The sequence below is a fragment of the Novacetimonas maltaceti genome (assembly GCF_002906255.1).
Classification (GTDB): Bacteria; Pseudomonadota; Alphaproteobacteria; order Acetobacterales; family Acetobacteraceae; genus Novacetimonas; species Novacetimonas maltaceti.
Window position 1 is genome coordinate 123,851 of record NZ_POTC01000001.1, and the last position, 19,610, is coordinate 143,460.

Annotated in this window: 20 protein-coding genes; 11 read left to right on the forward strand and 9 right to left on the reverse strand. The window is 64.0% G+C overall.

Features of this window, described 5'->3' with window-relative positions:
* Positions 1–35: 35 nt before the first annotated feature.
* Positions 36–1,550, reverse strand: a complete 1,515-nt coding sequence (gene trpE / locus KMAL_RS00600; protein WP_239019881.1) for an anthranilate synthase component I — start codon at positions 1,548–1,550, stop codon at positions 36–38.
* A 71-nt stretch (positions 1,551–1,621) separates the two neighbouring features.
* Complete coding sequence (locus KMAL_RS00605) at positions 1,622–3,541, reverse strand: peptidyl-prolyl cis-trans isomerase (protein WP_338043473.1); 1,920 nt, start codon at positions 3,539–3,541, stop codon at positions 1,622–1,624.
* 324 nt (positions 3,542–3,865) lie between these two features.
* Here KMAL_RS00605 and tpiA point away from each other — a divergent pair, with 324 nt between their 5' ends.
* The 4 genes from tpiA to kdsA all read left to right on the forward strand — a co-directional run bounded on the left by tpiA (position 3,866) and on the right by kdsA (position 7,559).
* Entirely contained in the window at positions 3,866–4,609 is a 744-nt protein-coding gene (gene tpiA, locus KMAL_RS00610) for a triose-phosphate isomerase (RefSeq protein WP_110093825.1), read from the forward strand.
* A 40-nt stretch (positions 4,610–4,649) separates the two neighbouring features.
* Positions 4,650–4,973, forward strand: coding sequence for a preprotein translocase subunit SecG (secG, locus tag KMAL_RS00615; RefSeq protein WP_110093826.1), 324 nt, complete (start codon positions 4,650–4,652; stop codon positions 4,971–4,973).
* Between the two features lie 124 nt (positions 4,974–5,097).
* Entirely contained in the window at positions 5,098–6,729 is a 1,632-nt protein-coding gene (locus tag KMAL_RS00620) for a CTP synthase (protein WP_110093827.1), read from the forward strand.
* 8 nt (positions 6,730–6,737) lie between these two features.
* Positions 6,738–7,559 (forward strand): 3-deoxy-8-phosphooctulonate synthase, encoded by an 822-nt coding sequence (gene kdsA, locus KMAL_RS00625; protein ID WP_110093921.1) that lies wholly within the window; start codon positions 6,738–6,740, stop codon positions 7,557–7,559.
* Positions 7,560–7,587: 28 nt separating this feature from the next.
* Here kdsA and KMAL_RS00630 read toward each other — a convergent pair whose 3' ends face one another.
* The gene (locus KMAL_RS00630; protein WP_110093828.1) at positions 7,588–8,076 is read right to left on the reverse strand and encodes a DUF3429 domain-containing protein; all 489 of its coding nucleotides are present in this window, start codon (positions 8,074–8,076) and stop codon (positions 7,588–7,590) included.
* A gap of 151 nt (positions 8,077–8,227) precedes the next feature.
* Between KMAL_RS00630 and eno the strand changes: the two genes are divergently transcribed.
* Positions 8,228–9,508, forward strand: a complete 1,281-nt coding sequence (eno, locus tag KMAL_RS00635) for a phosphopyruvate hydratase (protein ID WP_110093829.1) — start codon at positions 8,228–8,230, stop codon at positions 9,506–9,508.
* An 80-nt stretch (positions 9,509–9,588) separates the two neighbouring features.
* Positions 9,589–9,918: an FtsB family cell division protein gene (locus KMAL_RS00640; RefSeq protein WP_110093830.1), complete on the forward strand. Its 330-nt coding sequence runs from the start codon at positions 9,589–9,591 to the stop codon at positions 9,916–9,918.
* 95 nt (positions 9,919–10,013) lie between these two features.
* On the opposite strand, the gene rpmG is transcribed toward KMAL_RS00640, so the two are convergent.
* Positions 10,014–10,181, reverse strand: a complete 168-nt coding sequence (rpmG, locus tag KMAL_RS00645) for a 50S ribosomal protein L33 (protein WP_025813389.1) — start codon at positions 10,179–10,181, stop codon at positions 10,014–10,016.
* A gap of 160 nt (positions 10,182–10,341) precedes the next feature.
* Here rpmG and KMAL_RS00650 point away from each other — a divergent pair, with 160 nt between their 5' ends.
* Together KMAL_RS00650 and lexA are read left to right on the forward strand one after the other, a co-directional pair.
* A complete protein-coding gene (locus KMAL_RS00650; protein WP_110093831.1) occupies positions 10,342–11,544 on the forward strand; it encodes a molybdopterin molybdotransferase MoeA in 1,203 nt (400 codons plus the stop codon).
* An 88-nt stretch (positions 11,545–11,632) separates the two neighbouring features.
* Positions 11,633–12,337 carry a transcriptional repressor LexA gene (lexA, locus tag KMAL_RS00655; protein WP_110093832.1) on the forward strand — a complete coding sequence of 235 codons (705 nt, stop codon included), beginning with the start codon at positions 11,633–11,635 and terminating at the stop codon, positions 12,335–12,337.
* Here lexA and bioD read toward each other — a convergent pair.
* From bioD to KMAL_RS00670, 3 genes are read right to left on the reverse strand one after another with little or no spacing between them, the layout of a single operon-like run.
* Complete coding sequence (bioD, locus tag KMAL_RS00660; protein ID WP_110093833.1) at positions 12,331–13,752, reverse strand: dethiobiotin synthase; 1,422 nt, start codon at positions 13,750–13,752, stop codon at positions 12,331–12,333. The genes lexA and bioD overlap by 7 nt on opposite strands.
* Entirely contained in the window at positions 13,736–14,395 is a 660-nt protein-coding gene (locus KMAL_RS00665; RefSeq protein ID WP_180999702.1) for an alpha/beta hydrolase family protein, read from the reverse strand. The genes bioD and KMAL_RS00665 overlap by 17 nt, the downstream gene beginning before the upstream one ends.
* Positions 14,388–15,599: an aminotransferase class I/II-fold pyridoxal phosphate-dependent enzyme gene (locus tag KMAL_RS00670; protein WP_110093834.1), complete on the reverse strand. Its 1,212-nt coding sequence runs from the start codon at positions 15,597–15,599 to the stop codon at positions 14,388–14,390. The genes KMAL_RS00665 and KMAL_RS00670 overlap by 8 nt, the downstream gene beginning before the upstream one ends.
* 71 nt (positions 15,600–15,670) lie before the next feature.
* Between KMAL_RS00670 and KMAL_RS00675 the strand changes: the two genes are divergently transcribed.
* Positions 15,671–16,942 (forward strand): adenosylmethionine--8-amino-7-oxononanoate transaminase, encoded by a 1,272-nt coding sequence (locus KMAL_RS00675; RefSeq protein WP_110093835.1) that lies wholly within the window; start codon positions 15,671–15,673, stop codon positions 16,940–16,942.
* Between the two features lie 140 nt (positions 16,943–17,082).
* A complete protein-coding gene (locus KMAL_RS00680) occupies positions 17,083–17,355 on the forward strand; it encodes a hypothetical protein (protein WP_110093836.1) in 273 nt (90 codons plus the stop codon).
* Positions 17,356–17,413: 58 nt separating this feature from the next.
* Here KMAL_RS00680 and KMAL_RS00685 read toward each other — a convergent pair whose 3' ends face one another.
* Together KMAL_RS00685 and prmC are read right to left on the reverse strand one after the other, a co-directional pair.
* On the reverse strand, positions 17,414–17,950 hold the full coding sequence (locus tag KMAL_RS00685; RefSeq protein ID WP_110093837.1) for a DUF4167 domain-containing protein: 537 nt from the start codon (positions 17,948–17,950) through the stop codon (positions 17,414–17,416).
* Positions 17,951–18,231: 281 nt separating this feature from the next.
* Positions 18,232–19,107 (reverse strand): peptide chain release factor N(5)-glutamine methyltransferase, encoded by an 876-nt coding sequence (gene prmC, locus KMAL_RS00690; protein WP_110093838.1) that lies wholly within the window; start codon positions 19,105–19,107, stop codon positions 18,232–18,234.
* A gap of 30 nt (positions 19,108–19,137) precedes the next feature.
* Here prmC and KMAL_RS00695 point away from each other — a divergent pair, with 30 nt between their 5' ends.
* A complete protein-coding gene (locus KMAL_RS00695; RefSeq protein WP_110093839.1) occupies positions 19,138–19,599 on the forward strand; it encodes a hypothetical protein in 462 nt (153 codons plus the stop codon).
* Positions 19,600–19,610: the final 11 nt, after the last annotated feature.

Below are 19,610 nucleotides of genomic sequence, written 5' to 3' on the forward strand. Positions count from 1 at the left end.
ACGGTAAAATAAATGTGTGTATTCCTGTACAACATTTATTCACCACTCCGCTGTGGCTGTTCACGGCTGGCGAAACGCACGGCTTCCTCGGCTGCGCGGAACAGGGCGCGGGCTTTCTGGCGGGTTTCTTCGTATTCCGCCTCGGGGATGCTGTCGGCCACGACGCCGCATCCGGCCTGCACATACATCCTGCCGTCCTTGACCACCGCCATGCGCAGCCCGATGCAGGTGTCCATCTGCCCTTCCGGACCGAAATAGCCGATGCACCCGGCATAGGTCGCCCGGCGCGTCGGTTCGACCTCGTCAATGATTTCCATGGCCCGGATCTTGGGCGCGCCGGTCAGCGTGCCCGCCGGGAAGCCCGCCATCAGGGCGTCAAGCGCCTCAAGCTCCGGCCGGATGGTACCTTCCACGTTGGATGAAATGTGCATCACATGGCTGAACCGTTCGATGACGAACTGTTCCGTCACCCTGACGGAGCCGAGTTCGCATGCCTTGCCCACGTCATTCCGGCCAAGGTCGATCAGCATGAGATGTTCGGCCCGCTCCTTGGGGTCGGCAAGCAGGTCCTGCTCCAGCGCCACGTCCTCGGCCGCGGTGCGCCCGCGTGGTCGTGTCCCGGCCAGTGGGCGCACGGTCATCGTGCCGTCGCGCAACCGCACCAGGATCTCTGGCGAGGACCCGACAAGGCTGAACCCGTCAAGGTCGAGGTAGAACAGGAACGGCGCCGGATTGATACGGCGCAGCGCACGGTACAGCGCGAAGGGCGGCAGGGTGAAATCCGCCTCGAACCGCTGGCTGGGCACGACCTGGAACGCATCGCCCGCAGCGATATAATCCTGGATGCGGCGCACCACGGCGCAGAATTCCTCCCGCGTGAACGGGGATGTGGGCACGGGCGGGGCGATGGCCCCCGTTTCCTGCTGTGGCGTGGGCAGTGGCGTGGCCAGTGCCGCGCTGGCCTGCCGCAGGAGTTCCTGCCCCCTGTCCCATGTCTCCTCGGCCGGGGTGTCCGCGTCGGGGCGCAATGGCACCGCAAGCAGCAGTTCATCACGCACGGTATCGAAAATGGCGAACAGCCCGGGGCGGATCATGATCCCCTCCGGCAGGTCAAGGTCGTCGGGCGGAATATCCGGCAGGTATTCCATCTGCCGGATCATGTCATAGCCGAGGTACCCGAACACCCCGCCCGTCATCGGGGGCAGGTAGTCGGGAAGTTCGATGCGGCTGGCGTGGAGCACGTCGCGCAGGGAGGCCAGCGGCGGGCGGGTATCGGCGTGGAATTCGTGCCGGGCGGCGGACGGGTCCGTACACAGGCTGGCGTGGCCGTCATGGCAGCGCCAGATCAGGTCAGGCAGCAACCCGATCACCGAATAGCGCCCGCGGGAGACGCCGCCTTCCACGCTTTCGAACAGGAAGGCGTTGCGTCCGCCCGTGCCGCCGCCATGCCGCCGGGCCAGTGGCGAGAGGTGCAGGAAGGCCGCGACCGGCGTCAGCAGGTCCGCAGGTTCCACCCGCCATGCGACTGTCGCCTTCCCGGCGCGCAGCATGTCCAGCGCCTCTTTTCGGTCAGGGGCGGGTGTTGCCCGGAACGAAGGGATGAACTGCGAAGGGTCTGTGCTCACTGTCCTGCCTCTGCATTGCCCTTGCCGGAAACGGCGGACATGACGGCGTTGATGGCGCTCGGGTTGGGTTTGGGTTTCACGATCGCCTGCAGGGCCTGAGCATAGCTCATCTCCACATCGTCGGCCACGGCCTGCGACAGGGTGGTGCGGATGCGATCGAACAGCATGCGCTGTGCCGCCGGATCCGGGGTGGAGATGTCCGTCAGCGTCGCGACATAGAAGGCCCCGTCTGCCTCCACCATCAGGCTCTGTCCCGTGTGGTCGAGGCGGAAGGCGATTTCCGCGACGTCATGCGGGACTTCGTTCACGTCATGCGTGCGGGAGAACGGCGCGCTGTGGACCATGTCGGCCACGGCGGGCTGGATATGGGCAAGGCCGCCCCCATCCTGTGCCTGGGTGTAAAGCATGGTTGCGGCCTGGTCGGCGGCGTGGCGGCGGGCATCGTCCATCCAGGCATCGCGGACCTTCTGCGCGGCGTCTTCATACGACTGCGCGCGTGCGGGTGTCTCCCCATCGATGGAGACGGCGTACCATGTCCCTTCCGGCGCCTGCAGCAGTTCAGGGGCGCTGCCCTTGGGCTGGGAGAAGACGCGCGCGACGATGGCCTGGCGCACGGCCGTGCTGCCGGGAATGGGTGCGGGCGTGCCTTCCTGCGTCATGCCATGGGCATCGACATTGCCCGCGACCGCCACCGCGCCGAGGTCGGAGGGAATGGAATCGAGGCCGCCGCCGGCGATGGCATCCTGCAGTTTCTGCACCCTGTCGCCGATCTGTGCCTGCACCCGTTCGGCCAGGGCCTGCGCCTGTAGGGCGGGGCGTGCGGAGTCAAAATCGGAAATGTGGGCCGGAGTGACATGGATGACGCGGAAGATGGCCCACCCGCCATCCGTATGGATGGGGGGCGATACGGTGTCGGACGGAGCCGTGAAAATCTGCCGCCCGAGTTCCTGCGACGGGACGGAGGAAATGCGGATGTCATCCATCTCCACGCTCGCGCTGTCCTTGCCCGCGCTTTTCTGCATCGCGTCCCAGTTCGCGCCGCCCTGCCAGGTGGCCAGCAGTTCGCGGGCCCGGGCTTCGGTCGGTGCGGTAATGACCTGTACGGAGCGTGTCTCCGGCGTGTTGAAGCGCTGGGCCTGCTGTTCATACATGTGGTGCAGGTCGGCGTCGGGAATGGTGATGGAGCGCGCGACGGTCTGGGGCGAAAGGACCACGATTCGCGCGTGCCGGTAGGCCGGGGCCTCGAACTGCCAGGGGTGGTTGGCGTAGAAGCGGCGGGCCTGCGCGTCGGTCGGGGCGGCGGGCGTCTGCGCGGCGAAGGGCACGCGCACGATGTCTACCCTGCGGGTCTGGGCCTCGAGGTCGAAGATGCGGCGCACCAGGCTGGCGGGCGCGGTCGCGCCATTGCGAATCGGTTCCATCAGCGCCTTCGACGCCTGCTCTGCCCGGACGAGTTCAATCAGGCGCGCCTCGGTCATGCCGCTGCTGCGCAGGCGCGTGTTGAACAGGGCGCGGTCGAACTTCCCGCTCTTGTCCTGGAAGGCCGGGATGGCGAAGATTTCGGCACGCACGGCACTGTCGGGGACAAGCAGTCCATGGTTGCGCGCGGCAAGCGCGACCTCGTCCTGCAGGATCATGCGCTGGAGGACCTGCTGCGCGATCTGTTCGCGCGTGGCCGCGGGGATCTGCGACGGGTCATCAAGGTGCATCTGCTGCGCGATCTGGGGCATTTCCATGCGCAGCGCCTGTTCATAGGCCGGGACAAGGATCGGGTCCGGCCCGACGCGCGCCACCACATCGGCGCGTTCGGTGCCGATGTTCATCAGGACATCCCCCACGCCCCACCCGACGAACGTCAGGAAAAACAGCCCCACGACAACCCTGCCGACCCAGGAATCGACAAAAACACGGCACAAGAATGATAACATGCAGACACCAGACCCAGACGAAAATCGGCAAGTGGACGCGGCATGACCCATGCGCGCATGGCATGGATGGGCCACTTTTTCAGCAGCGGCACCATACGGCCCCCCCGCGCGTTTGACCAGTCGGGCGTTTGGGCCGCGATGCGTTTGGCCGTGGCGTGCCCGCTCACGCCCCTGCCCCGCCATGTGAACGGGTTGCCACCCCCGCCACGGCATGGTGTAGGTTGGAGTTGAGCATCCGCGCCGCCCGCCGCGAGGCATGGGCCGGGCAGCGGTATGATACAGTCAGTGTGTGCAGTAACCGGAACAATAAAAATGAAGCAGATCATCGTCGGCAACTGGAAGATGAACGGCCTGACCGCGGACGCCGCCAAGGCTGCCGATGACATCGGCGCGGCCATGGGGCAGGACGTTTCTGGCGCGCAGGTGGTCATCTGCCCGCCATTTACGCAACTGGCGCTTGTGGGGCCGAAGCTGCGGGAACATGGCATCGCGCTTGGCGCGCAGGACTGCCATCAGGATCCCTGCGGCGCGCATACCGGTGACATCGCGGCCAGCATGCTGCGTGACCTAGGGGTCGAATACGTGATTCTTGGCCATTCCGAACGTCGTCGCGACCATAACGAGCTTGATGAAACCGTGCGGGAAAAGGCGGTCGCGGCCGCGGCGGCCGGCCTGACCCCCATTGTGTGCGTGGGCGAAAGCGAAGACCAGCGTTCCGCAGGGGATTCGCAGGAAGCCGTCGGCTGGCAGATCCAGGGGTCGCTGCCGCAGGGCTTCACCGGCATCGTCGCGTATGAACCCGTCTGGGCGATCGGGTCGGGCACGGCGGCGTCGCAGCAGGACATCGCCGACATGACGCAGTTCATCCGCGAAGAACTGGTCCGGCAGTTCGGGGATGCTGGTAAAACCATAAAAATCCTTTATGGTGGATCGGTCAACGGACGTAACGCCGCCGATATCCTGCCGCTTGCCAATGTTGGCGGCGCGCTGGTCGGTAATGCCAGCCTGGCGGCGGAGACGTTCATGCCGATCGTCCGCGCGGCGGTCGATATCTGATTTCATCGGCCCCGTCCGCAGGGGATAGCTGGGAACAAGTATGATCACGGTCCTTCTTTTGTTGCATCTGTTTGTCACGGTGGCACTGATCGGGACGATCCTGATCCAGCGCAGCGAGGGCGGTGGCCTCGGGATCGGAAGTTCGCAGGGGATGGGGTCCTTCATGTCGGGCCGTGGCACGGCAACGCTGCTGACGCGTTCCACAGCCATCCTCGGCACGATCTTCATGGTGCTGTCGCTGACGCTTGCGATCATGAACCGTGGCGCCTCCTCGGGTGTCGGGCACGACATTCTGGCGCAGCCCCCTGCCCCCTCATCCCCGGCCGCACCGGTCGCGCCGGCGGGCACGCCCGCGACGAAGTGATGCGTATGGCTGGCCCGGCAGCCTGCATGAAGGCTGCCGGGCCGGATACTTTCTGCCCGCTGCGTGAGTGTCCCCGTCAATTGGGTCTTTCATGCCGGGCGTAAGCAGTGTAGGAAGGCCCTCCATGACGCGGTTTGTATTCATCACCGGCGGCGTGGTGTCCTCCCTTGGCAAAGGTATCGCTTCGGCTGCCCTTGCCGCCCTCCTCCAGGCCCGTGGCTATCGGGTCCGGTTGCGCAAGCTCGACCCCTACCTGAATGTCGATCCCGGGACGATGAGTCCCTACCAGCACGGCGAGGTCTTCGTGACCGACGACGGCGCGGAGACGGATCTCGACCTCGGGCATTACGAGCGTTTTACAGGCGTGCCCGCGACCAAGGCAGACAATGCCACGACGGGCCAGATCTATTCCGACGTGATTGCACGTGAACGGCGTGGCGAATATCTCGGCGCGACGGTGCAGGTCATTCCCCACATCACCAACGCGATCAAGGAAATGATCGTGGCGGGGACAGAGGACGTCGATTTCGTCCTTGTGGAGATTGGCGGCACGGTTGGCGATATCGAGAGCCTGCCCTTCCTTGAATCCATCCGTCAGCTGCGCAACGACCTTGCGCCAGAGCAGACGATGTTCATCCACCTGACGCTGCTGCCATGGATTGCGGCGGCAGGCGAACTCAAGACCAAGCCCACCCAGCATTCGGTCAAGGAACTGCAGAATGTCGGCATCCAGCCGCAGATGCTGGTCTGCCGTTCCGACCGTGAGATCCCGACCAACGAGCGGCGCAAGATCGCCAGTTTCTGCAACGTCCGGCCCGAGGCGGTGATTGCCGCGCGTGATGTCGATACGATCTACGCCTGCCCCATTTCCTATCACGCGGAAGGCATGGATACCGAGGTGCTGCGGCATTTCGGCCTGCCTGCCGACCAGGAGCCCGACCTGTCGCGGTGGGAGCGTATCGTCGATGCGATCCGCCATCCCGAACGCGAGGTGACGATCACGGTGGTAGGCAAGTACACCGCCCTGCTCGACAGCTACAAGTCCCTGATCGAGGCCCTGCACCATGGCGGCATCGCCCATCGCGCCAAGGTGCGCCTGAACTGGGTCGAGGCCGAGGCGTTTGAAAAGTCCGACGCCAGCCTGCAGGCGCTTGCCCGCTCCGACGCCATCCTCGTTCCCGGCGGTTTCGGGGAGCGTGGTTCGGAAGGGAAGATCCGTGCGGTGCAGTTCGCGCGTGAAAACAACATTCCCTTCCTGGGAATCTGTTTCGGCATGCAGATGGCGGTGATCGAATGCGCGCGCAACCTTGCGGGCCTGCCCAAGGCATCGTCGACCGAGTTCGGCCCGACGGAAGAACCCCTTGTCGGCCTGATGACGGAATGGGCGCGTGGCAACGAACTGCTGCGTCGGCGTGAAGGTGGTGAACTGGGCGGCACGATGCGGCTTGGCTCCTACCCGGCCCGCCTTGCGGAAGGATCGCGCGCGGCGGCCATTTATGGCCGGACCGACATCCGCGAACGCCATCGCCACCGGTACGAGGTGAACGTCCATTACCGCGATCAGCTGGAGAAGACGGGCCTGCGTTTTTCCGGCATGTCGCCCGATGGCATCCTGCCGGAGATCGTGGAATATCCCGACCATCCGTGGTTCGTGGCGGTGCAGTATCACCCCGAACTGCTTTCCAAGCCGTTTGACCCGCATCCGCTGTTTTCCGGACTGGTCGGTGCGGCGCTTGAGCGGAGTTCGCGCCAGTGAACGCATCGGTGGAGATACGGGTGGGCGATCTGGTGATCGGCAATGACCGGCCGTTCACCCTGATTGCCGGTCCCTGCCAGATCGAATCGGAATCCCATGCCATGGAGACCGCCGATTCCCTGCAGGCCATAGCGCGTCGCCTGGGAATCGGGCTGATCTACAAAAGCTCGTTCGACAAGGCGAATCGCACCAGCCTGAACAGCGCACGCGGAATCGGGGCGCAACGCGGGCTGGAGATCCTTGCCCGCGTGCGCGAGCGTTTCGACATTCCCGTGCTGACGGATGTGCATCTGCCGGAGCAGTGCGCGCCGGCGGCCGAAGCCGTCGATGTGTTGCAGATCCCTGCCTTTCTGTGCCGCCAGACCGACCTGCTGCTTGCGGCGGGTCGTACGGGGGCGGCGATCAATGTGAAGAAGGGGCAGTTCCTTGCCCCATGGGATATGGCCAATGTGGCGGCGAAGATCGCCTCCACCGGCAATGAGCGCATCATGCTGTGCGAGCGTGGGACGTCGTTCGGCTACAACACGCTGGTCAACGACATGCGTGCTCTGCCGATCATGGCGCAGACCGGCTTCCCGGTCGTCTATGACGCGACGCATTCCGTGCAGCAACCCGGCGGGCTGGGAAGCTCATCGGGGGGGCAGCGGCAGTTCGCCCCGGTGCTGAGCCGCGCGGCCCTTGCGATTGGGGTGGCCGCCGTATTCATCGAAACCCACGAAGATCCCGACAATGCGCCCAGCGACGGTCCCAACATGATCGCGCTATCGCAGATGGAAAGCCTGCTGTCCAACCTGCAGCATTATGACCGGCTGACCAAGGGGATGGCCTGAAACTTTCACAATATGTGGGCGGTCGTGCTCATGCGCTGTATTTCCATGACAGGGCCATGACCGTGACCGCCAGCAGGCAGACCTCCACCACCGTTACGACAACCCATTGCAGCGCCATGTAGCCGCGCGGCATCGCTCCCCTGCGCCATGCCATGCGCTCCACGACCAGGACGCCCGCGAAGCCGGCCATCAGCATCAGCACTGCCGCAAGTTCGTGGAACATGGCCGCGCAGAGCGACAGCCAGCCGATACCCGCAGGCAGACTGCCCAGCGTCAGGCGCCAGGCGTTGATTTTCGCGTTTGCCTGCCCCGGCGTGATGATGGCCGGGGTCTCCAGCGCCAGTCCCCAGTGAACAGCCCCCATGAAGGACAGCATCACCGCCCCGTACCCTACCGTCACCTCCAGCATGCGCGGTGTCACGTCCGGCGAGAGGAAGATGATCGCACAGGTGCAGCCCACGATCGGGATCAGGCTGGCGATACCCATGACAATGGCCAGAAGGGGAAGGCGTTTCACGGCGTCGGGTGCTCCTTGCTAAGTTTCCATCTTATCGCACTGAGACATGTGACACGTCATATGTTTCTGGTATCGTCGCGTGCATCGGGTATCGGAAGCAGGTCCGGTTTTCGATACCTCAATAACTCTGGAAAAAGAGGAAACGGATATCATGAGCGCCATTATCGACATCATCGCCCGCGAAATTCTCGACAGCCGTGGCAACCCGACCGTGGAAGTGGATGTGGAACTCGCATCCGGGGCCAAGGGGCGCGCGGCGGTTCCTTCGGGCGCGTCCACCGGCGCGCATGAAGCCGTGGAACTGCGTGACGGCGACAAGTCGCGTTATGGCGGCAAGGGCGTGCTGAAGGCCGTCGGCAATGTCGAAAACGAAATCCTTGGCGCCCTGCAGGGTGTCGAATCCGCCGATCAGGTCGCCATTGACGAGGCGATGATCGACCTTGACGGAACGCCGAACAAATCCCGCCTTGGCGCGAATGCCATCCTTGGCGTCTCCCTTGCGGTGGCGAAGGCCACGGCGGAAGAACTGCAGGTCCCCTTCTACCGCTATGTCGGTGGCGTTTATGCGCGCACGCTGCCGGTCCCGATGATGAACATCATCAATGGCGGCCAGCATGCGGACAATCCGATTGACATCCAGGAATTCATGATCCAGCCGGTGGGCGCGCCCACCGTGACCGATGCGATCCGCATGGGGTCGGAAATCTTCGCCCAGCTCAAGAAGAGCCTGTCCGGCGCGGGCTACAATACCAACGTCGGTGACGAGGGCGGGTTCGCCCCTGCCCTGAAATCCGCCGACGAGGCGCTTGGCTTCATCAGCCGCGCGGTGGAGGCCGCGGGCTATCGTCCCGGTGATGACGTGACGTTCGCGCTCGATTGCGCCGCGACCGAATTCTACCACGATGGTCGTTATGAACTGAAAGGGGAAGGCAAGTCGCTCGATGCGGGGGGGATGATCGCCTACCTTGCCGATCTTGCCGCGCGCTATCCCATCGTCTCGATCGAGGATGGACTGGCCGAGGATGACTGGGAAGGCTGGGCCGAACTGACCGCGAACCTCGGGGGGAAGCTGCAACTGGTGGGAGATGACCTGTTCGTCACCAACCCGGATCGCCTGCGCCGTGGCATCAAGGCCGGCGTTGCCAATTCCCTGCTGGTCAAGGTCAACCAGATCGGCACGCTGAGCGAGACGCTCGAGGCGGTCCAGATGGCGCAGCATGCCGGTTATACCGCCGTCATGAGCCACCGTTCCGGCGAGACGGAGGATTCGACCATCGCCGATCTGGCTGTCGCCACGAATTGCGGGCAGATCAAGACGGGCTCCCTCTCGCGTTCCGACCGGACGGCGAAATATAACCAGCTGATCCGAATCGAAAACGAACTGGCAACCGCGGCCCGCTATGCTGGGCGCACGATTCTCAAGGCTGGCTGAAGCGGCACGGCCCCCGGTGGCGTCCGCGCGGGACGGATGCCACCATTGATGCAGGCACAAGGACTGGTACCGGATAACAGATGCGGATTGGCAAGATCATCAGGCGGATTGTCGGCAGTGCCCTGCCCCCTGCCCTTTTCATCGGGCTGACGGCCTATTTCGGCTGGAACGTAATGCGCGGCGAACATGGACTGCACAGCTATGCCGCGCAGTTACGCCTGCTGGATGAAGCCAACAGCGCGCAGAAGGATGCCTATGCCGAGCAGCAGGTCTGGCTTCGCCGGGTGCGGGGCCTGAAGGAAAACACGCTGGATCGTGACCTGATGGATGAACGTGCCCGTTCGATGGAGAACCTTGCGCGCCAGGACGAGATTGTCGTCCCCTACGGCCCGCATGACCGGCTGTACTGACAGTCCCCAGGCCCACGGCCACAGGGATGGATACGAAAAAACCCCGGCCCAACTGAATGGACCGGGGTTTTTTCATACCGAACGGGTCGGCAGGGTTACTTGATTTTCGCTTCACGGAACGTCACGTGCTTGCGCGCGACGGGGTCATACTTGCGCATTTCCATCTTGCCGGTCTGGGCGCGGGCGTTCTTTTTCGTGACGTAGAAATAGCCGGTATCCGCCGTGGAAACGAGCTTGATCTGAATGGTGTTGGTCTTTGCCATGATATCCTCAGCACTGCTCCGCCGCTGCTGGAACACTTGGGTGCAGCAGTGGTTCAAGTTTGGCGGAAAATGCGCATACAAGAGGCTGAGGTCAAGCTTTTAGTCTTGATATTCGCCTTCAAAATCCTCTTAACCGGCAAAAAAAGGAGTCCCGCCTGCCATGTTGAGCGTTTCAGAAGCCCGCGAACGTATCCTCCAGGGGCTTCGCGCCACCGCGCCGGAGATCGTCTCCCTCTCCTGCGCGGGGGGGCGTGTCAGCGCATCACCGGTGCTGGCGCGCCTTGATAACCCGCCGGCCGACATCTCCGCCATGGATGGGTATGCCGTGCGTGCGGCGGACCTGTCGGGCGACGGGGCGCGGCTGCGCCTGATTGGCGAAAGTCCGGCCGGGCATCCCTTTGGCGGCACTGTGGGGGCCGGGGAATGTGTGCGGATCTATACCGGCAGCATCGTCCCCGCCGGGGCGGATGCGATCGTGCTGCAGGAAAATGCGTCGCAGCAGGATGATATCGTGACCACGGCGCAGGTTGCGCAAGCGGGCCTGTATGTGCGCAGGCGCGGGCAGGATTTCGCACATGGGCAGGAAATCATCCCGGCGGGGCGGCGGCTTGACGCCCGTGGCATCGGCCTTGCCGCCGCGGCCAATCATCCGTGGGTCAGTGTATATCGGCGCCCGCGTGTCGCCATCGTCGCGACGGGGGACGAACTTGTCCTGCCGGGTGAGCCGATGGGGCCGGGCATGATCGCCAATTCCAATACCCTGATGCTTGAGGCCGTGGTCCGCGCCGCAGGAGCTGAACCCGTCATGATGCCGATTGCGCGTGACCGCATGGAGGACCTCATGACGCTGTCGCGCATGGTGGAAGGCATGGACATGCTGGTCACGATCGGCGGTGCCAGCGTGGGGCGTTACGATCTGGTGCAGGAAGCCCTGAAGCGGATCGGCGTGGAGATGGATTTCTGGAAGATCGCCATGCGTCCGGGCAAGCCGCTGATGCACGGACGCCTGGGGGGCATGCCGGTCATCGGGCTGCCCGGCAATCCGGTTGCCGCCTTCGTGTGTGGAACGCTGTTTGTGGCCCCTGCGTTGCGGCGTCTGATGGGGCAGGACGCGGTCGGTCCCGAAATCGGGATGGCAATCCTTGGCACGGATGTGGAGGCCAACGACCGGCGCGAAAGTTACCTGCGCGCCCGACTGCATCACGATGCGGCGGGACAGTTGGTCGCCCTGCCCTTCCCGCAGCAGGATTCCGCGATGTTGCAGGTCCTGTGCGACAGTCAGGCGCTGGTCATACGCGACGCCAACGCCCCGCCCGCCCGCAAGGGAGAGGCGTGCCGTATCATCCGCCTTGATATTCCCTGAGAGAGGGAGTTGACCTCGGAGCCGGAACTAACATAGAACGAAGGATAGGTTTTCTGGTTTTGTTCCTTGGTGGTGGGAGATACCCTTCATGCTGACGCGTAAACAACATGAACTCCTGCTTTATATCGACCGGCACCTGAAGCAGACCGGGTTTTCCCCTTCCTTTGACGAGATGAAGGATGCGCTGGGGCTGCGTTCGAAATCGGGCATCCATCGCCTGATTTCCGCGCTGGAGGAACGCGGGTTCGTGCGGCGCAAGCATCATCGCGCCCGTGCGCTGGAGGTGGTGCAGATCCCGCAGATCGAGGCGGCGGACCCCGGCCTGCGCGGCGGCGATGCGTTTTCTCCCACCGTCATCAAGGGGGACTTCACCCCCATCCTGCCCGCCGTGCAGGTCGCAGCCACGGTTGGTGCGGTCCGGGTGCCGTTTCTGGGCCGGATCGCCGCCGGCCACCCGATCGAGGCGATTAGTGACGCGACGAACCTCATTGATGTCCCGGCGGGCCTGATCGGGGCCGGGACCTATTACGCGCTGGAAGTCTGTGGCGATTCGATGATCGAGGCCGGGATCCTCGATGGGGATACCGTGGTCGTGCGGCAGGATCAGCACCCCGAAAACGGGGAGATCGTCGTCGCCCTGATCGAAGGGCATGAAGTGACCCTCAAGCGCCTGCGCCGCAAGGGCAGCACCATTGCGCTGGAACCGGCGAATGCGCGGTATGAAACGCGCATCATGCCCGCCGACAAGGTCGCTATCCAGGGGCGCCTTGCCGGCCTGATACGGCGTTACTGAGGGCCGGCCCCGTCGGCGGGATACAACGTCTCCCATCGCGGCACGTGCCGGGCAAGGCCTGCGACCGTATCGGTATTGACCTCTTCCAGCGTTGGAAACTGGGCAAGGATCCGCACCCTGCCATGCCGTTCGATGGCGCTGCGGGCGCAGGCGTTTTCCGGCCCGTTCAGGATCACGCCAAGGATCGGGATATTGCGCTGGCGCAGCATCGCGAGGCTGAGCAGGGTGTGGTTGATCGTTCCCAGCATGCTGCGTGCCACCAGCACGACCGGCAGCCCAAGGCGTTCCATCAGGTCAAGCATCAGGAAATCCGCGCAGATCGGCACCATGATGCCCCCTGCCCCTTCCACGATGACCGGCCGGTTGGCGGGGGCGGGTGGCATGACGATCCGGTCGGGATCGATCACCTCCCCTTCGCAGGCGGCGGCGTCCTCGGGCGACAGCGACGCGGCATACACCCCGGCAGGCGGCAGCAGGCGCGCGGGCGGAAGTTCCGCCAGCCTGGCGACACTGCTGGTATCGGCGGGCTCATCCGCGATGCCGCTTTGCAGGGGTTTCCAGTATGACGCATCCCATGCCCGCGCCAGCACGGCGCAGGCCAGTGTCTTGCCCACCCCTGTATCGGTTCCGGTGACGAAGACGCCGGAGTGCGGGGTGCGTCGGAATATCCCGAATGCGACCTCGTAATTCACGCTGAACGTGGGATCACTGTCGGCGCGTTTCAGGATACGGCGCAGGTCGCCCCTGCGGGCATGCGTGGGGATGGGCACGGCGGCGCCAATGGCGCGCAGTTCACGTACGAAGGTCAGTGCCGAGTGTGGAACGTCAATGAGGGTTTCGCCCGTCCATGCGCCCGTCCCCGTCAACGGCCACTCCTGCCCCAGCGTGGCGAGGTCCGGATAGGTCGGCATCGGGCATGGCAGGCCCAGCGCGGTGTAATGGTCCAGCCACCGGGCAAAGCTGTTCTTGCACAGTGTGGAAAGCGCCAGCACGCCCCCCGGTGAAAGCAGGGCTGCAAGCCGCCCGATGGTTTCGCGTCGCATGACGAACCATTGTGCCGCCATGCTGGAGCAGATCAGGTCGAACGGTCCCGTCAGGTCAGGCTGTTCGGCATCCATGACGTGGCAGGTGATGTCAGGATCGTTGCGGAATCTGGCCTGTGCCTGCTCCAGCATGCCCGGCGCGATATCAGTGGCCACGATCCGTGCCGCTGGATACAGCCGGCGTAGATGCCCGGTCAGGAAGCCGGTGCCGCATCCGACCTCAAGAATGCGTTTCGGTCCCGGCGGGGGGCAGGCCCGTTCGATCCGCTGCGCCAGTTGGCCTGCCACGATGCGCTGGATGCGTGCTGCGGCATCATAGCCGGAGGCTGCGTCAAAGCTGCGGGCGATACGGTACTTATGCGAGGAGGTCACGGCTTATACGTTCCATCATGCGGTCAATCATGGCCAGGCAGGCGTCGGGATGGGTCAGCGGCAGGAGGTGGCCGCCCTCCTGCCAGTCAATGGGGGTTGCAGGCGCGAAGGAAGCCTGGGTGAGCGCGGGCGGGGCAATGGTGTCGTGTGTTCCCGCGCTGCAATATATGGGACAGGGCATGGAGCGTGCGGCCTGTCGTGCATCCAGTCTCCGCAGCATCCGCAATCCGTCCAGCAGGCGCGCGTGCTGCGGGGGGCCGGGCACTGGCATGTCCGTGCCTGCCTTGTGCCGGAAATCCCGTACCGTGGCGTCAGGTGCGCCTTCAAGCCTGTGTATCATCCGGGTCAGGATACGCGGGGATACACCCTGCGGGAAATCATCGGAGGCGGCGAAACGTGCAAAACCGTTGAGCAGCATCATTCCCCTGCACCGCTCCGGCATTTCGGAAAGCAGCCACAGCGTCCCAAGCGAGTGACCAACCGCCATGAAGGGCCTGTCGGGCAGTTCGACATGGGGGATGGCTGAAAAATAGCCAAAATCGAGGGGGCGCCAGTCCCTGTCTGGTGATGCCCTGCGGATCGGGTCCCATATTTCCGGGCCGAAGCCCCAGCCATGCACAAGGACGATGGGCAGGTCAGTCATGGCCATGTCGTCTTCCTTCGCATGTCTCCTGTGCCGCGACCCTGATGGCCGCAAGCAGTGAGGCAATCATGGCTTCGTCATGCGCGGCGCTCAGGGCGAGGCGGATTCGGCTGCCATTGGGCGGGACCGAGGGAGGGCGGATGGGAATGCCAAGAATCCCCTCGCGGGCGAGTATGGCGGCAAAATCCATGGTCCGCTGTGTCTCCCCGATCTCGATCGGGATGATCTGGGTCGTGGAGGCTCCCGTGGACAGGCCGAGCGCATGGATTTCGTGGCGGATGGTGTCGCCCATCCGCTGAAGGTGCGCACGCTGTGCCTCCATTGACGGGACAAGGTCCAGCGCGGCGTCGATCGCCCCGAGGCTGGCTGGCGGCAGGGCCGTGGTATAGACAAAGCCGGAGCAGCAGTTCGACAGCCATTCGCACATCGCGCGGGACCCCGCCACATAGGCCCCGAAACTGCCCATGGCCTTGCTGAATGTGCCCATCACCAGGTCGATGCCCTGCGTCATGGCCGAAAGGCCGCGTCCCTGCGGCCCCAGCACGCCGGTTGCATGGGCTTCGTCCAGATAGATGAAGGCGTTATACGCATCGCCCAGCGCACGCAGCGCCTGGATGTCGACACGGTCCCCATCCATGCTGAAGACGCTTTCGGTGACGATGAATCGCAGGCCCGGCCTGTCGCGGTGCCTTTCAAGAAGCGACGCCAGATGCGCAAGGTCATTATGGCGGAACCGGATCTGCCGTATGCCCGCCGCCTGGCAGCCATGATGCAGGCTGGCGTGGTTCAGGCGATCGGCAAATACCAGCGGCGCGCTGCCGGTCCGGGCCACGCTCATGCGGCACAATGCCGGCAGGACGGATGCATTCGCCTGCCATCCCGATGCGAACAGCAATGCTGCCTCGGTGTGCTTGAACCGCGCCAGCTTCGCCTCGACCGCGCGATGGGCCGGGGTGGTGCCGGTGACCAGGCGTGATGCGCCGCTGCCACTGCCCCATTGCCGTGCCCATTCGCAGGCGCGTTCGACAAGTTGCGGATGGTGCGCAAGGCCCAGATAGTCGTTGGAGGAAAAATCCAGCAGCACCTGCCCGTCGCGCACAACCGTCGCGGCATCGCGGTGGGTGAATGTCGCCGGCCTGCGGCGCATCCCCTCATGTTCCAGCGTATTGAGCGCCGTCTGGAAAAAATCGTCAAAACGCGCCATGAAGCGTCCTCTCCCGCCGATGGCTATTGCATCGGCCAAACATGCCTGTCCCAATATCACGGAGAACCCGCATGCGTGGACCCCAATGGCTGGATGACGGCATGCCGCACATCTGGCTGCCCTATACACAGATGCAGACGGTCCTGCCCCCCCTGCCTGCGGTCCGCACGTCGGGCTGTGACATCCATCTGGCCGATGGGCGCGTGCTAACCGATGGCATCGCATCGTGGTGGACGGCCTGCCATGGCTACAACCATCCCCATATCCGCGAGGCCGTCAGTGCGCAGTTGGCCCGTATGCCACATGTCATGTTCGGCGGGCTTGTCCATGAACCGGCACTGACGCTTGCCACGCGACTGGCGGCGATCCTGCCGGGGGATCTGGAGCGGGTGTTCTTCACCGATTCCGGGTCCGTCGCGGTGGAGGTCGCCATCAAGATCGCCATCCAGTACTGGATCAACCGTGGCGTGTCGGGGCGCAACCGCCTTGTGGCGTTCAGGGGGGGATATCACGGTGACACGCTGGCCACGATGGCGGTATGCGACCCGGAAGAAGGGATGCATGCGCTGTTCAGCGGTGTCCTGCCCCAGCATTATATCGTCGATCTGCCCCGTGATGAGGCCAGCCTTGCTGCCCTGGAGACGCTCCTGTCCGAATCGGGAGATGAAATCGCGGCGATTCTGGTCGAACCCCTGATCCAGGGAGCAGGCGGGATGCTGTTTCATGGGCCGGACGTGCTGCAACGACTGCGGACATTGGCGGACAGGTATGGGGTCCTGCTGATCCTTGACGAAATCTTCACCGGATTTGGCCGTACCGGCACCATGTTCGCGTGCGAGCAGGCGGGGATCGTGCCGGACATCATGACCCTGTCGAAGGCGTTGACGGCCGGGACCATGCCCCTCGCCGCGACGGTGACGCGATCCCATGTGTTCGCGGCCTTCCTGTCGGACAATCCGCTGCATGCGCTGATGCACGGCCCGACCTTCATGGCCAATCCCCTTGCCTGCGCCTGCGCCAATGCGTCGCTGGACCTGTTCGCGGCCGAGCCCCGCCTGCAGCAGGTGGCGCAGATCAGCGCGCAGATGACCGATGAGCTTGCGGCATGCCGGAACCTGCCGCACGTCCGTGACGTGCGCGTGATGGGTGCTGTCGGCGTTGTGGAACTTGATGCAATCGCGGACATGAACCGCCTGAAGGCGGCGCTGGTCGCGCTGGGTGTATGGGTGCGCCCGTTCCGCACCATCATCTACCTGACGCCAGCCTTTACCATCCACCCCGATGAACTGTCGCGCCTCACCTCGGCGATTACGCAGGTGATACGTGACGGGGCGGCCGGTTGAGGAGGCATCCGCCGCCGGATGCCCGTGATCCGTCACGCATGGATGCGCGCCCCTGACGAAGCCCGGCCCTGCGGACATGGGCCACATACGTTGCCCGATCTGCACTAGGTCATGCCTGCCGGATCTGGTATGAAGAGGGCATGACGTTTTTTCAACATCGTTCCTGGCGTGTGACAAACCATGACAGCAAGCGACAGATTGTGCTGAAAATCCTGTCTGATGGAAAAGCCCGCTCGGTCAAGGAAATTGGCGACATGTTCCCTGAAATGGGCACATATCACGCACGGCTGGCGCTGCAGGCGCTCAGGAACCAGGGGCTGGTCAGTGTCGATGACGACCCGTCATCAGGGCGTCGGCGCAAGGTGTGGAAACTGGTCACGCCGGACAGTGCCGGGGACGATACGCCGCAATAATAACAGGCGGACGTTCCCCATGTGACCATGCTGGCGCCACATGGGGACATTTCGTGGCTTATGAACCGGTGGAGGCCAGTTCTTCCGTATTTGTGGCGGGCGCGGCATTACTGCCACTGTTATTGCTGCTGCTGCGGGAGCGCGAACGGCTCTTTTCGGCAGGCTTGGGTTCGGGCTTGGCGGTTTCGGCGACGGGTTCGCTGCTGTCTTCTTCGTCGCTGTCGGTATCGGAATCCGCCGTATTCTGCGCCGGGGTGTTCGGCTGGCGCTGCTGGCGGGACGCCTGACGTTCCTGGCGTTCCTGCTGGCTCTGCTGGGCGGCCTGTGTCATGGCGTTGAGGATGCGGAAATAATGTTCCGCATGCTGGAAATAGGCTTCCGCCATCACGCGGTCGCCCGACCCGCTGGCATCGCGGCCAAGCTGGAGATATTTCTCAAAAAGCTGCTGGGCGGTCCCCCGCACGCGAAGGTCGGGACCGTTACTGTCAAAGACATGATTACGGTTCAGGGGGATCTGCCCGTTATTATGGCGTGAGCCACCGCCGTTGCTGCCGCCCGAACGATGGTGACGGCCTCGCATGCGTTTTATGTTCATAAGCTGCGCAGCACTTTCATGTTAACGGTCACCCGCAGGGCACCTGACCGTAGGGACGCCTTCATGCCCCTGCCTGTTATAAATAATGAATGCCCGACATCATTGTCGAACCTCGATCCCGTGGTCCACGTCTGGGACAACAGGACAGATCGCGATCTGCCACCGGATTTTATACAATCGGGATCGTTCGCTTTCCGGGCTCCTGTAAAACGTCGTACGTTTCCAGTCCCGTTATGCGCCTTCAATATAGCCTGCAAATCATTGGCCGCCAAATTATTTTTTCACGGCTCCCCTGCCCGCCGCACGACCAGCGCACGCCCGATTCCGCCAAGGTCGCGCCGGATGTCCACGACCTCCATCCCCGCAGCACGGGCAAGTGCGGCCACGCCGTGGTCCTGCCCGATGCCGAGTTCCACGATGCCAAGGCCATGTGGCAGCAGAAGGCGCGGCAGCGCGCCCATCACGATGCGGTAGCAGTCCAGTCCGTCGTCTCCACCGTCAAGGGCGCGGTGCGGTTCATGGTCACGGACATCGGGCATCAGGTCCTGCAGGTCCGCATGCGGGATATAGGGGGGATTGCTGAATACGACGTCGAAGCGTCCCGCGATGGCCTGCGCCCAGTCACCGCACATGATGGCGCACCGTTCCGGCAGGCCCACATGCCGTGCATTGCGCGACGCCAGCAGCGCGGCATCGGGGGACAGGTCGATCCCCACCCCCCATGCCTGCGGATATTCCTGCAGGGCCGCCAGCAGCAGGCAGCCCGTCCCGGTCCCGAGATCAAGGATCGCGCGGACATCGTTGCGGTCGGGGCGCAGGTCCAGCAGGGCCTCGACCAGTGTTTCGGTATCGGCGCGCGGGATCAGTGTGGCGGGGGAGACCTCCAGCATCATGGACCAGAACCCGGCCCGGCCGGTCAGGTAGGAGAGCGGTTCATGCATCGCCCGCCGTTCAAGCAGCGCCTCGAAGCGTTCCAGCAGGCTGGTGCCGATCCGTTCGCGCAGCAGCAGGCCACCAAGGTCGGTCCCCAGCACATGCGCCAGCAGGAGGCGCGCTTCGCGGCGGGGCGTCTCGATCCCGGCATGGGACAGGCGACTGCCGGCCTGCTGCAGGACCATGCGCAAATCATGGGTGTCGGGCGTATCATCCTCTTTCATTGGACCGTGTTTCCATCATACCCTGTCGCCATGAAATCCGTTGCTTATCTTCTCTGTCGTGGTCTTGTCCCGGGGGTGTTCTGCCTTGCGGCCATGACATCCACGGCCCTTGCCGGCACGTTCGATGTGACAGATGGCTGCGCCTCGGACGAGATTTCCGAGGTCTCGCGCCTGTATGTCGACGAACGGCTCGTCGCGACATTCCGGCTTGATCCCCGTCATGCCGAACGCACCGTCAACATCGAAACGCCTGTGGGCCGGCTCAACCACAGCTATGCCCTGTGTGGCGAGATCACGATCCGCCTCCCCTCGGGCAAGGCCGAAACACATGAAGTCAGCGGTGAAGGCGTCCTGCATGCCCCTGATGGCCATCACCTCGTCGCACTGGGCGCGAAGAATTTTACCGAATTCTACCTTGATGACCCCGATGACCCGGAAGTGGTGGAACATCACCCCGGCCGCAGTTCGCTGTGTGCTGCGCCGACCTCGTAATTCCTGCCTGC